The organism is Amycolatopsis sp. NPDC026612, from assembly GCF_040638285.1.
In the GTDB taxonomy this organism is placed as follows: Bacteria; Actinomycetota; Actinomycetes; order Mycobacteriales; family Pseudonocardiaceae; genus Amycolatopsis.
Genome location: NZ_JBEZYB010000017.1, coordinates 54,009 through 67,112 on the forward strand (window position 1 = coordinate 54,009; position 13,104 = coordinate 67,112).

Genomic DNA, 13,104 nt, shown 5'->3' on the forward strand with positions numbered 1-13,104 from the left:
GTGATGACGGGGCCTGCGATGACGGGAATGGGCGACACCGGCAACGGTTCGGCGCGGCGTCGGCGGGTCGACCCCGAACGCCGGGCCCAGCTGCTCACGGATCTGGAAGAGCTGGTGCTCGCCGAGGGCTTCCTCGCGCTGAGCATGGACGACCTGGCGCAGCGGCTGCACTGCTCGAAGGCGACGCTCTACAGCGTGGCCGGCACCAAGGAGCAGCTCGTCGTGGCCTTGACCAAGGGGTTCTTCAAGCAGGCGACCGAACAGATCGAGCAGGCCGTGGCCGACGTGGCCGATCCCCGGCTGCGCATCCCGGCCTACCTGTCGGGGGTCGGCCGGGCGATGAGCCGCTGTTCGACCCAGTTCTACGCCGACATGATCGGGCTCCGGTCGACCGCGGGCATCTACCGGACGAATTCCGCGGCCGCCGCCCGGCGCGTCCGGGAGCTGATCGCCGACGGCGTCCAGGAGGGGGCGCTGCGGCCGATCGACGGGAACTTCGCCGGGCAGCTCGTGGCGCTGGCCATCGAAGGGGTCCAGTCCGGAGTGCTCCTGAGCGACGGCTTGAGCGCGGGTCAGGCGTACACCGAAATGGCCGATCTCCTGCTGCACGGGCTCAGCGCGCCGCCGGCTTGAGCGCCGCCGGCTTGAGCGCGGCCGGTCACCGGATCGAGGAGCCGATGGAGAGGCCGCCGTCGACGTCCAGGACGACGCCGGTGACGTAGCCGGCGGCTTCGCTCGCGAGGAAGGCCGCGGCCTCGGCGATGTCCTCGGGGCGGCCGGTGTGGCGCATCGGGACCTTGCCCGTGAGCTTGTCGCGGGCGGCCCCGTTCATGGAGGCGAGCATGGGCGTTTCGATCAGGCCGGGGGCGATGGCGTTGGCGGTGATGCCGTGGCGGGCGCCTTCGAGGGCGAGGGTGCGGGTCAGGCCGACGATGCCCGCCTTGGCGGCCACGTAGTTGGCCTGGCCGAAGTTCCCGCGCCAGGACATCGAGGAGAAGCTGATGATGCGGCCGTAGCCCTGGCGCTTCATGGGGCCGAACGCGGCCCGCGCGCAGTGGAAGCCGCCGGTGAGGCTCACGCCGAGCACGGCGTGCCAGTCGTCGTCGGTGATGTCCTCGACCCGGTTGTCGCGGATGATGCCGGCGTTGTTGACCAGGACGTCGAGGCGGCCGAGGGTGCCGGTGACCTCGGCGATCCAGGCGTCGACCCGGGCGGAGTCGGTCACGTCCACCACGTCGGCGCGGAGTTCGGCGTCGTGGGGGATGGTCTCGGCGGCGTCGGCGAGGACCCGGTCGTTGACGTCGGCCAGCGCGACGGCGGCACCTTCGGCGGCGAACCGGGTGGCCATGGCGAGCCCGAGGCCCTGCGCGCCACCGGTGATGGCGACGACGCGTCCGTGGTAGCGATTCATGGGTTTTCTCCGGGAGCGAGGAAAGTGCGCAGGGCTTCGGCGACTGAACTCGCCGTCCAGTTGTCGGCGAAGGTCGCGAGTTCCTCGCGCAGGGCGGGTTCGGGCTCGACGCCGTCGATGCGGTGCAGCAACGTCTTGAGCCGCCGCTGGGCCGGGCTCGCGCGCTCGGCCAGCTGCCGGCAGAGGCGGGTGGCCGTGGCGTCGAGGTCGGCTTCGGGCACGATCGCCCGGATCCAGCCGGTGGCGGCGAAAGCGTTGGCGGGCAACAGCTCGCCGGTGAGCAGCAACCACCGCGACAACCCGCGCCCCACCGCGGCGGGGAGCCGGACACTGGACCCGCCGGCCGGCAGGAGCCGGCGCGCCAGGTGACCGTCGCCGATGAGCGTGGTGTCGGCGGCGATCACGACATCGCACACCAGCGCGAGTTCGAGGCCACCGGCGACGGCGTGGCCGTGCAGCACGGCGACCCACGGTTTGGTGGCGGCCGCGATCCGGCTGAAGCAGGCCGAGACCTCGGCCAGGAAGCCGGCCGGGTTGTGGCCCCGGTCGTGCAGGTCCAGGAACTGGCGGAAGTCGCCGCCGGCGCAGAAGCTCGGCCCGTTGCCCGCCACCGCGACGACCGCGGTGGCGGGATCGGCCTCGGCGCTGGTGATCTGCTTGTCCAGGGCTTCGATCAGGGTGACGTCGAGGGCGTTGCGCCGCTCGGGACGGTTGAGCCACAACCACCGGACCTCGCCGCGCTGCTCGACGAGCAGGGGTTCCACGCCGGTCACCGCGCCTCCGCGGTGAGTTCGGCCCGCCGACGGCGCAGCAGGTAGCGCTGGGTCTTGCCGCTGGGTGTCTTGGGCAGCGCGTCGAGGAAGTGGATCGTGCGCGGGTAGGCGTGGGCGGCGTAGCGGGTCTTGACGAAGTGCTGGAGTTCGGTCGTCAGTTCCGGCGAGGCCTCGTTGCCGCCGCGGAGGACGACGTAGGCCTCGATGACCTCCCCGCGGACGTCGTCGGGGGCGCCGACGACACTGCACTCGGCGACGGCGGGGTGCTGGGCGAGGACGCTCTCGATCTCGAACGGCCCGATGCGGTAGCCGGCCATGATGATGACGTCGTCGTCGCGGGAAGAGAAGAAGAAGTCGCCGTCGGCGTCGACCCGGCCGGCGTCGCCGGTGAGGTACCAGCGGCCGTCGGCGGTGAACTTGGCGTCGCTCTGCCCCGGGAGCTGGTAGCCGACGAAGGTCATCAGCGGGCTCCCGGCGACGTCGATCGCGACCCGGCCGAGCACGCCCGGCTCGGCGGGCTCGTCCCGGTCGTCGGCCAGGACGGTGAGGCTCCAGCCGGGCACCGGCCGCCCCATCGAGCCGGGTTTGAGGGGGCGGGCGAGGGCGGGATGGTGGTGGTTGGCCAGCGGCATGCCGACCTCGGTCTGGCCGAAGTGATCGTGCACGGCGAGACCGAGCGCGGCGGCCGCCCAGTCGTTGACCTCGGGGGTCAGCGGCTCCCCCGCGCTGGACGCCCGCTCCAGGCCCAACCCCGGTGGCACGGGCACCGACGAGGAGCGCAGCCCTCGGTACACCGTCGGCGCGGCGGTGAAGTCGGTGACCGAGTGGGCGACGAGGGTGCGCCAGGTCGTCTCGACGGAGAACCCGCCCGCCAGCAGCAGGCTGGGAAGGCCGGCCGCCAGCGGGGCGACGATCGCGGCGTACAGCCCGTAGGCCCAGCCGGGGTCGGCGGCGCACCAGTAGCTGCTCTCCGGGGTGACGCCGAGGGCGTACTCCAGGTAGATCTGCCAGCCGGCGATGTAGGCGACGGGGTGGATGACCCCCTTGGGCTTGCCGGTGGTGCCGGAGGTGAACATGGGCACCAGCGGCCCGTCCCCGCTGGTGTGGACGGCGGGCACCGGCTCCGGCGATGCCGCGGCGACGAGGTCCGCCAGTGATCCGGCACCGGTTCCGGTGACGACGACACGGCGCTCGGGGTCGTCCGGCAGGTCCGGGCCCGGATCCAGTTTGGGGCGCTGTTCCGGGTCGACGACCACCACCCGCGCGCCCGAGCCGGCCAGCCGCAGGGCGATGGCCTGGGGCGCGAACGCGGTGAACAGCGGGACGTAGACCGCGCCGAGCCGCCAGATCGCCAGGATGACCGTGACGAGGTCGGTGCTCTTGCCCATCAGGGTCGCCACCCGGTCGCCGGGACCGACGCCGAGCCCTTGCAACGCCCGCGCGTAGCGGTGTGAGCGCGCGGCCAGCTCTCCGTAGGACAGCGTCGAAGCCTCTCCGGCGCCGTCGACGACGGTGAACGCGACGCGGTCGGCGGGGTGCCGGTCACACAGCAGCCACGCCACGTCGAGGACGGGTGCGCCGAATTCCGCGGTCAGCTCGGCGACCCGGTCGGCGGCGCTCACCGCTGGTCCGTGCGGTCGATGATCGGCAGGACGAGCCGGCTCGGGTGGTCCGGCCCGTGGTGGATGTGGTTGATCGCGGGAACCATCTGTGCTTCGGTCTCGCGGGCGATGACGCCGCCGGTGTTGGTGTTGCGGTCGTAGCGGGGGAAGTTGCTGCTGGAGACGTCCACGCGGATCCGGTGCCCCAGCAGGAAAACGTTGGCCGTGGCCGTCATGTCGACGGTGATCTCGTACACCGTGCCCGGTTCCATCAGTTCTTCCGTGGCGAGACCGTTGCGGTAGCGGGCCCGCAGGATCCCGTCGCAGAGGTTGATCGCCTTGCCGTCGGGGAAGACGTCGACGAGCTTGGCGGTGAAGTCGGTGTCCACCGCCGACGAAGAGACGAACAGCTTGAGGCTGACCGGGCCGGTGACCTCGACCGGCTCCGCCAGCACGGGACCGGCGAAACACAGGACGTCCTCGCGGCCGGCGACGGTCCGCTGGTCGACCGGGCCGCCGAACCCCGGCGTCATCGGCAGGCACGCCCCACCGGCGGTGGGGACCGGGCGGCGCGGGTCGTAGAGGTAGGTGTCGTGCTCGGACGTGGCCGGCGGCTCGGTCGTCAACCCGCCGTCGCCGTCCGCGGTGTTGGCGTGGCCGGCGCTGGTGAGGTGGAAGCCGGTCCACGTCGTGTCGGGCAGCGGCCAGTCCTGCTCGTCGCGCCACTGGTCGATGCCCATCACGAAGAGCTTCACCGGCGCCACGTCGTCCAACGCGGTGGTGTCGCCCTTGACCCAGCGGTCGAAGAACTTCACGTGCAGGTCGGTCAGGCCCATCAGCCGGGGCGCGGCCATCGGGCCGAAGGAGCGGCCGGGGTAGACCCCGCTCGCGGAGAGGTGGTCCCACGGACCGATGACCAGCCGTTGTCCCTCACGGGCCGGCGCACTGCCGGCCTTTTGGCGCGCGGTGGTGAAAGTGCGCACGGTCTGTCCGATGTAGAGGTCGTACCAGCCGCCGATGTTCAGCGCCGGCGCGGTGACGTTCTTCAGCTCGGCCGTGAGCTCCATCGCGTCCCAGTACTCGTCGTGCGCCGGGTGGGCCATCCAGTCGTCCCACCACTTGCCGTACGCCTTGAGGACCGGGACCTCGGCCGTCGGCAGCACGTCGTTGAGGGACTCCTGGGTCAGCAACGCCTGGAAGAGCTCCTGCACCTGGGCCGACGAGCCTTCGCCGAGCGCCAGGGACCGCTGTGCGTCGGCCGTGTACATCACGGCGTTCCACCACGTGACCAGGCTCAGGGAAAGCGCACCGCCCGCGGAGTACCAAGGCGCCTCGTAGTTGTCGATCGAGGTGACGCACGGCGCGATCGCCTTCAGCGCGGGAGAGCCGGTCGCGCCGGCTTCCCACTGGACCATCCCGAGGTAGGACGGCCCGTACATGCCCACCGTGCCGTCGGACCACGGCTGGGCGGCGATCCAGGCGAGGGTGTCCTCGCCGTCGGTCCGGTCGGTCTGGTGGGGAACGAACTCGCCTTCCGAGCGGTGCGTACCGCGGCAGTCCTGCACGACCAGCGCGTAGCCGGCCTCCAGCACGGCCAGCATGTCAGGCGAGAGCTCGTGGCCGGTACCCATCGCGTCCTTGCCGTACGGGAGACGCACCAGCAGCGCCGGCCCCTCGCCGTCGGCCAAGCGCCACACGTTGGCGGCCAGGCCGACGCCGTCACGCATCGGAATCCGGACATCTGTCTCGTACAGGTGCGGCATGGCGGCGCTCCTCGATGAGCTGGCGACGGCGACTCGACTGCTGGGTACGTTAGACAGCACGTACGTACCCTGTCAATGTACCGTCGCCGGCCGCTCGTGCCGGGCGCCTCCCGGACCGCTAGAGCCGGCCGGTGCGCTCGATCACCTGGCCGGCGAAGTCGAGCATCCGGTCAAGGTCGGAGAACAGGGCGAAGGCATCGACGAACGCTTCGTCCACACCGGACTCGGCGTGGCGCTTGAGGTTGCCCGCGAGGGCGTCGATCGACACGTCCGGTTCGAGGTTGATGCGCATCGCCGTCTTCAGCGCGTCCGGATCGCGGCCGGCGTCCTGCGCCGCACCGCGGGCGATCGACCACAACTGGGCGGCGACCTCGTCCGGCAGGCCCTCGAACCCGAGCCAGCCGGTGCCGCTGCGGCCGACCCGGCGCATCGCGGCCTCGCTGGCACCGCCGACCCAGATCGGCGGGCCACCCGGCTGGACCGGGCGCAGGTCGGCGTGGACGGGCGGGAGCGTGAAGAACTCGCTTTCCCAGGACACCGGATTGGTCGTCCACCACGCGTGCAGGAACGCCAGCAGATCGTCGAGCGCCTTGCCGCGCCGACGCCAGTCCGCGCTGCGGGCGACGTCGTACTCGTCCTTCATCCACCCCAGGCCGACCCCGATGTCGAGGCGGCCGTTGCTGAGCACGTCCAGGGTGGTCAGCAACCGCGCCAGGTGCGCCGGCTCGTAGTAAAACGTGCTGAGCGTGCTGGAGTTGAGCCGCACCCGGCTGGTCGCCGTCGCGGCCACGGTCCACAGCAGCAGCGGATCGAGGTACCGGGTCATCTGCGGCGGGTACGGCTGCTCCTTGCCCGGATAGGTGCTGTGCAGTTCGACCGGTGTGATCAGGCGATCGCCGACCCACAGCGTGTCGTAGCCGAGGTCTTCGAGCCCGCGGCAGAACGCGGCCAGATCGGCGGCGGTGCTGACCGCGGGCCCGACGATGGGAATCGCGAAACCGAGCTTCATCGGAGGAATCCTTTCCGGCGGACCATCGTCCGCCGACATCGATATCGGGGCGGGGTGGCTCAACCGGCGAGTTCGGTGACACCGAGAGCGAAGTCCCAGTTCCCCACGCCGTGGCGCGCGAGGCCCATCGTGACCACGCCCGCGCCTTCCAGCCAGTACGCCATTTTCAGGTCGCCGACGTCCAGCGGGCGCAGTCCGAGGCTTTTGACGAACGTTTCCACGGCCGCCTTGGCCTGCGCATCGTCGCCGGCGATGAAGACGGCGGGGCGGCCGTTCTCCAGGACGTGGCGGAAGATCGTGTTGAAGGCCTTCACCACACTGGCGCTCGCCGGGGCCGCCTTGGCGGCTTCCTGGGCGATCGAGGTGCCCTCGCCGTGGGCCAGCCCGTCGGCCGCGGAATTGAAGGGGTTGCTGATGTCGACGATGACCTTGCCCGCGAGGGCGTCCCCGTAGTCGGCGACGACCGGAACAACGCCGTTGTACAACAGGGCCACGATGACGATGTCCCCGGCCGGGACGGCGCCCCACTCCCCCGTCGTGGCGCCGAGCGCCTTGGCCAGGTCAGCGGCTTTCGCCTGATCGCGGCCCAGGATCTCGACGGTGTTGCCTCCCGCTACCGCCAGTGCGCCGATGGTCCGGGCCATGTTCCCGGTGCCGATGATGCTGATGCTGCTCATGAGTCGTCCCGTCTTATGTATACCGTTCTGTGTGGTTAACGTAGCAGGGGTCCCGGGCGGGACACAAGTTATGTACACCGGTCCGTACCCGAAGCGGGCGGCCTGGAGGAAGCGCTGACACTCCGGAAGCCGCTGGTAGAACCCCGGCAGCCGCCGCGCGGCGTCAGGATCCAATGGCAACGCTTCCACCGAGGCAGCCCGTTCGTACGAGTGCGGACTGTGGCGCCACAGCGAACAAAGCCTCGGCGCGGCCAGGCCACTGACGGTCGGGGCTGCTCGAGCAGCGGTCGTCCAGCATCCGGATCGTCAGTCATCCCGGCCAGTGCGGGTCAGCGCATGCCTTGCAGCCAGCCAATTCCGAGGAGCGCGTGTCCTACCGGCAGCCGAGGAGCGCTCGACGCCGGCACCCCCCGGTGCACGCACCTGCCGAACGCACTGCGTCAGCCACCCCGCGAACGGTGTGCTTCCGATACCGCGGACGATCCGGATCCGGCGCGGACCGCCGACCCCGTGGCCGCCGAGGGGCCGGCTGCGTCGAGCATGCCGGCCAGCAGCTGAAGCCGTTCGTCGTCCGGGCTGCCCGGCTCGGCGGTGTAGACGATGAGCACGGGCCCGGGCGCGCCCGGCATCGGGTAGGCGTCCCAGTCCAGGGCCAGCTCCCCGACCACCGGGTGCTGGACGCGCATCCGGCCGCGGGTCGTGTCCTCGACGTCGTGGCGGGCCCACAGCGTCGCGAACTCCGCGCTGCGCACCGCCAGCTCACCCACCAGCTCCACCGCGCGGGGGTGCCCCGGCTCGGCGGCGACCCCGGCCCGCAGCATCGCGGTCAGCTCGGCGACCGTGGCCGCCCGGTCCGGGCACGGCTCGCCGGCTTCCGGGTGCAGCAGCAGTGCCAGGAGGTTCCGCGCGGACCGGGGTGCCTCGGTGAACGCGCCGAGCAGCGCGCCGGCCAGCGGGTTCCAGGCCAGCAAGTCCAGGAAGCGCCCGACGACCAGCGCGGGCGAGGACGTCCCGCGCAGCAGCCGCAGCGTGGTCGGCGGCACCTCCTCCGGCGGGTACCGGCGGCCGGGGCGGGCCGGGGTGCGCGCGGCGACCGCGAGGCTGTGCAGGTGCCGGGTCTCCTCGGCGGAAAAGTTCAGCGCGCCGGCGATCGCGTCGAGGACCTGGTCGGAGGGCCGCACGTCGCGGCCCTGCTCCATGCGCTGGTAGTAGTCCGAGCTCACCCCGGCCAGCAGGGCCAGCTCCTCCCGGCGCAGCCCGGCGACGCGCCGCCGCGGGCCCGGCTCCAGGCCGACGTCCTGCGGCCGCACCCGGGTCCGCCGGGTCCGCAGGAATTCGGCCAGCGCGCGGCGGGGATCATCGGTCACCGGCCCAGTATGCCCGCGGCGAGGGTGGGTCCGGCAGACCCAGGACAACGCGAACGACCGTGTTTCCGCGAGCGGGCCCCAGGATCGGTGGCACACAGCCGATCACGGGAGGAACCACGACATGAAAGCCGCACAGATCAGGAGCTTCGGGGCACCGGACGTCCTTCGGGTCACCGAAACCGAGACCCCCTCCCCCGGCGCCGGCGAGATCCTGGTGGCGGTCGAGGCGTCCAGCGTGAACGGCCACGACACGATCGTCCGCACCGGGGGGATGAAGATGGTGGCGGGCCGGACGTTCCCGATCGGGGTCGGCCTGGACTTCGCCGGGGTCGTCGTCACGACCGGCTCCGGCGTCGAGAGCTACCGCGCCGGGGACCGGGTGTGGGGCATGGTCCACCCCCGGAAACGGCACACCGTCGCCGGGGCAGCCGAGTACGTCGTGGTTTCCGCCGACCGCCTCAGTCCCGCGCCGGTGGGTGTTTCGGCGGTCGAAGCGGCGTCCCTGGTCGTCGCGGGCAGCACGGCGCTGATCGCGCTGCGCGACAGCGTCCGGCTGACCGCGGGCGAGCGGGTCCTGGTCCGGGGCGCGGCCGGTGGCGTGGGCACCGCGCTGGTCCAGCTGGCCCAGGCGATGGGTGGTCACGTCACCGCGCTGGCCCGCGACCGCCACGCCGCGGCCCTCCGCGACCTGGGCGCCGACGAGGTCCTCGACTACGGCACCACCACCGCGGACCGGATCGGGCCGTTCGACGTCATCGTCGACACGGTCGGCTCCGAGCTGCACTGCTACCGCAGCAGGCTGGCCAAGGGCGGCCGGATGGTCACCGTCGGCCTGTCGGGACCCGCGCTGGCCGCGATCGCGGCGTCGAGCATCCACGGCTCCCGGCGCATCCGCACGTTCAGCGCCAATCCCGGTTCCGCGGTGCTGGACGAGGTGGCCGACCACGTCACGGCCGGCGCGCTTCGCCCGGTGGTGCACCGCGTGTACCCGCTGGCCGACATCGTCACCGCGCACGAGGCCTTCGAGCGCGGCGGCGTGCTGGGCAAGCACGTGGTCGCCGTCTCCGCCTGAGGCAGCGTGGCCGTGCTTGGAGCCTGCTGTCGGCGGCTGGCATCACGCCGAGTGCGACGGGCTCCACCACGTCGTCACGGCGGCGGGAGGACATCCGCGACGTCGGCGACCTGCTTGAGGAACGCGTCGGATGGGCGGCCCTTGATCGGATCCGTTTCGGCGATGACGAACAGCTCCTCGTCCAGCCGCGACCGGTAGTGCTTTCCGGTGAAACGAAAGCCGCCCGCTTCGATAACCTGCGTTCCGAACGGAGTCACGTCCCCGGATCCGTACGTGTCTTCCACCTTGCGGAGCTGTGCGGCTGATTCGGCCGACGGCATTTTCACCCACATGACCGAGCCGGCGATCGTGTTTCCGTTCTTGTCCCGCACGACGAACAGCAGCTGGTCAAGCTTGTCGCACGGATGACGCACGAAGAACTGCTGAACCTGGCCGAACGACTGGACGGCGCAGCGCAGGTTCTTCTTGATCTCGCTCTTGATCTCCTTGAGCGCCAGCCGTCGCCACGCCTCGGCGCGATTACCCTTCCGTGCGGCTTTTTTGCTGTTGGCCGTGTCCGCATCGGACGCACTCCGGGCCGTCGCAGCATCCAGCCCGGCGCCGACCGAAGTGACTACGTCTCCGCCGCCCGCCGCCGCCACAACTGTCGCCAAGACGGCCGCGCCGAAAACACCGCCTTTCTTGATCCATTTTCCGTCGGACCCTCTGGGCTGGTTCGGGTTGAACGGCACGCGCTGCGCTCCTGAGTCGAGTTCGGCGACGGCTCGACTTTGCCGGAACAGGAGCCGGCGGAAAAGTACGAGTGCCAGAATCACCTGATTGTCCCAATGCCCGCCGTCGCGCGTTCATCTGCCATCGCTGCGACGCACGGACGGGCCCCGTCGCATCCCCGGCCCCGCACACGCCGGACGGCAGCGGTCGACCGAACACCGAGGAGATCTTCGAGATGCTCCCGGGGATGGGCGGAACCGAGCAGCGGGTGGTCCGCTCGGACGTCGTCTACTGTGCGCTGGAGGACGGCGGCGGATTCTTCTCGACCGGGTCCATCGCCTGGTCGCTGCGGCGCTTCCGAGACGAGAAGCCGCTGGAGCAGGCCGCAGCGGCCGCCACCACGGAACCACCCATGTGCCGACTGGAGACCCAGTGACCACCGTTCTGCGCACACTGCGAAATTACGTCGGCGGGGAGTCCCTGGACGCCGCCGACGGGCGGACCATCGAGATCGTCAACCCGGTGACCGGCGAGTCCTACGCGACATCGCCGCTGTCCGGCCCGGCCGACGTCGACGCGGCCATGGGCGCGGCCGCGGCCGCGTTCCCGGCGTGGCGCGACACCACCCCGGCCGAGCGACAGCGCCTGTTGCTGAAGATCGCGGACGCTTTCGAGGCCAGGGCCGGGGAACTCGTCGCCGTCGAGTCCGAAAACACCGGCAAGCCGCTGGGGCTGACGGCGAGCGAGGAGCTGCCGCCGATGGTGGACCAGATCCGGTTCTTCGCCGGCGCCGCGCGCCTGCTGGAGGGCCGCTCGGCCGGTGAGTACCTGGAGGGCATGACCTCCATCGTCCGGCGTGAGCCCATCGGGGTCTGCGCGCAGGTCGCCCCGTGGAACTACCCGATGATGATGGCGGTCTGGAAGTTCGCTCCGGCGCTGGCCGCAGGGAACACCGTGGTCCTGAAACCGTCGGACACCACCCCGGCCTCCACGCTGCTGATGGCGGCGATCGCCGGGTCCATCCTGCCCAAGGGCGTCTTCAACGTCGTCTGCGGTGACCGCGACACCGGCCGCCTGATGGTCGAGCACCCCACCCCGGCGATGGCTTCCATCACCGGCTCCGTCCGAGCCGGCAGGCAAGTCGCCGAATCCGCGGCCAAGGACGTCAAGCGGGTCCACCTGGAACTGGGCGGGAAGGCACCGGCCGTCGTCTTCGCCGACGCCGACATCGCCCAAGCCGTCGAGGGGATCTCGATGGCCGGCTTCTTCAACGCCGGCCAGGACTGCACGGCCGCGACCCGCGTCCTCGTCCAAGAACCGGTCCACGACGAGTTCGTGGCGGCGCTGGCGAGGGCCGCCACCGCCACGAATACCGGCCGGCCCGATGACCCGGACGTGCTGTACGGACCGCTCAACAACGCCGGCCAGCTCACGCAGGTCTCCGGCTTCATCGAGCGGCTGCCCGCCCACGCCAGGATCGAGGCAGGCGGCCACCGCGTCGGCGACAAGGGCTACTTCTACGCCCCCACCGTGGTCTCCGGCCTCGAGCAGGACGACGAAATCATCCAGAACGAGGTGTTCGGCCCGGTCATCACCGTCCAGCCCTTCCGCGACGAGGCCCAGGCTTTGGACTACGCCAACGGCGTCGACTACGCCCTTGCCTCGTCGGTGTGGACCAAGGACCACGCACGCGCGATGCGCATGGCGAAGAAACTGGACTTCGGCTGCGTGTGGATCAACACCCACATCCCGCTGGCCGCCGAGATGCCCCACGGCGGTTTCAAGCGGTCCGGTTACGGCAAGGACCTCTCCGCGTACGGCTTCGAGGACTACACCCGCATCAAGCACGTCATGACGGCACTGGACGCGTGACGCTCACGCCGACGTCGCGAGCAGCGGCGGCGCCGAGGGCCATCCGGACTGTTCGAGTTCGTTGTGCAGGTGGGCGGCTACTTGCTGAGCTCCTTGCCGCCGGCGTACCGGGCGGCCGGGGCGTCGGTGAGGATGCTGCGCAGTTCGGCGGTCTGCCGGTCGATGGCCTGCGGGCCGTTGCCGGTGAGCAGCCGCACGGACGGCTCGTAAGCCAGTTGCGGGGCGGAGATGTCGAGGGAAGACGCGACGGTGAAGCCGGCTTCCTTGATGGCCACGTCGACGAAGTAGGGCAGCCGGGTCCTCTTGCCCGGGACGCGCGGGTAGAGGAACCGCAGCGCGAAGCGCTCGCCGATCTTGGGGACGGTCGAGATGGTGGCGGCGAGGAACGGGTTGTCCTGCACCGAGTAGGCGGCGCCCTGCGCGTCGACGCGCTGCCGGGTGGAGGTCACCGCGATGGGCGCGTGGCGGATCAGCGAGATGGTGACGCCGTTCTCCCGGGCCAGGTGGAGGGTTTCGCCCAGCCACGGGTCGTCGCGGAAGTCGACCATGGGGGCGTGACCGCCGGGGGCGTGGACGAAGTCGAAGCCGGCGAAGGTGAACGGGTCGGCGGGGTCGCGGTGGCGCCCGACGAGTTCGGGCAGCGAGTGGAAGGTGCTCCGGGGCAGTTTGTCGAGGCGGCGGATCAGTTCGGGGCGGTACTCGGCGAGCTCCGGTTCGCTGTTGGGCAGGAGCGGCGGCGCTGCTGCATGCGCAGGGGGAGGGTCTTGGCGCCGGTCTTCTCGATGGACTGCACGGACAGGGCCACAGCCGTTCGGCGAGCTACTCGACCAGGCCATGGACGCCATCCA

General features: G+C 71.1%; 13 protein-coding genes. 4 read left to right on the forward strand and 9 right to left on the reverse strand.

The annotated features are described in order from the left end of the window. Positions 1-3 precede the first annotated feature (3 nt). A complete protein-coding gene (locus AB0F15_RS18125; protein WP_360271395.1) occupies positions 4-633 on the forward strand; it encodes a TetR/AcrR family transcriptional regulator in 630 nt (209 codons plus the stop codon). A gap of 25 nt (positions 634-658) precedes the next feature. Here the strand turns inward: AB0F15_RS18125 and AB0F15_RS18130 are convergent, their stop codons facing one another. The 7 genes from AB0F15_RS18130 to AB0F15_RS18160 form a co-directional block, all read right to left on the reverse strand. Next, positions 659-1,411 (reverse strand): SDR family NAD(P)-dependent oxidoreductase, encoded by a 753-nt coding sequence (locus AB0F15_RS18130; protein ID WP_360271238.1) that lies wholly within the window; start codon positions 1,409-1,411, stop codon positions 659-661. Continuing rightward, complete coding sequence (locus tag AB0F15_RS18135) at positions 1,408-2,184, reverse strand: enoyl-CoA hydratase/isomerase family protein (RefSeq protein ID WP_360271240.1); 777 nt, start codon at positions 2,182-2,184, stop codon at positions 1,408-1,410. Before AB0F15_RS18135 ends, AB0F15_RS18130 begins: the two co-directional genes overlap by 4 nt. Further along, a complete protein-coding gene (locus AB0F15_RS18140; RefSeq protein ID WP_360271242.1) occupies positions 2,181-3,806 on the reverse strand; it encodes an AMP-binding protein in 1,626 nt (541 codons plus the stop codon). The genes AB0F15_RS18135 and AB0F15_RS18140 overlap by 4 nt, the downstream gene beginning before the upstream one ends. Next, entirely contained in the window at positions 3,803-5,548 is a 1,746-nt protein-coding gene (locus tag AB0F15_RS18145) for a CocE/NonD family hydrolase (protein ID WP_360271244.1), read from the reverse strand. The genes AB0F15_RS18140 and AB0F15_RS18145 overlap by 4 nt, the downstream gene beginning before the upstream one ends. A gap of 118 nt (positions 5,549-5,666) precedes the next feature. Further along, positions 5,667-6,557, reverse strand: a complete 891-nt coding sequence (locus tag AB0F15_RS18150) for a TIGR03619 family F420-dependent LLM class oxidoreductase (protein WP_360271245.1) — start codon at positions 6,555-6,557, stop codon at positions 5,667-5,669. A gap of 59 nt (positions 6,558-6,616) precedes the next feature. Further along, a complete protein-coding gene (locus AB0F15_RS18155) occupies positions 6,617-7,234 on the reverse strand; it encodes an NAD(P)-binding domain-containing protein (protein WP_360271247.1) in 618 nt (205 codons plus the stop codon). Positions 7,235-7,674: 440 nt separating this feature from the next. Next, positions 7,675-8,601 (reverse strand): helix-turn-helix transcriptional regulator, encoded by a 927-nt coding sequence (locus AB0F15_RS18160; RefSeq protein WP_360271248.1) that lies wholly within the window; start codon positions 8,599-8,601, stop codon positions 7,675-7,677. A gap of 121 nt (positions 8,602-8,722) precedes the next feature. On the opposite strand from AB0F15_RS18160, the gene AB0F15_RS18165 reads away from it, so the two are divergent. Next, positions 8,723-9,673: an NAD(P)-dependent alcohol dehydrogenase gene (locus tag AB0F15_RS18165; protein WP_360271250.1), complete on the forward strand. Its 951-nt coding sequence runs from the start codon at positions 8,723-8,725 to the stop codon at positions 9,671-9,673. A 74-nt stretch (positions 9,674-9,747) separates the two neighbouring features. Here AB0F15_RS18165 and AB0F15_RS18170 read toward each other — a convergent pair whose 3' ends face one another. After that, entirely contained in the window at positions 9,748-10,488 is a 741-nt protein-coding gene (locus tag AB0F15_RS18170) for a hypothetical protein (RefSeq protein WP_360271251.1), read from the reverse strand. Positions 10,489-10,631: 143 nt separating this feature from the next. On the opposite strand from AB0F15_RS18170, the gene AB0F15_RS18175 reads away from it, so the two are divergent. Further along, entirely contained in the window at positions 10,632-10,820 is a 189-nt protein-coding gene (locus AB0F15_RS18175; protein WP_360271253.1) for a hypothetical protein, read from the forward strand. Between the two features lie 8 nt (positions 10,821-10,828). Continuing rightward, positions 10,829-12,256: a gamma-aminobutyraldehyde dehydrogenase gene (locus AB0F15_RS18180; protein ID WP_360271397.1), complete on the forward strand. Its 1,428-nt coding sequence runs from the start codon at positions 10,829-10,831 to the stop codon at positions 12,254-12,256. Between the two features lie 77 nt (positions 12,257-12,333). Here the strand turns inward: AB0F15_RS18180 and AB0F15_RS18185 are convergent, their stop codons facing one another. Then, positions 12,334-13,101, reverse strand: coding sequence for a hypothetical protein (locus tag AB0F15_RS18185; protein ID WP_360271255.1), 768 nt, complete (start codon positions 13,099-13,101; stop codon positions 12,334-12,336). Between the last annotated feature and the right edge of the window lie 3 nt (positions 13,102-13,104).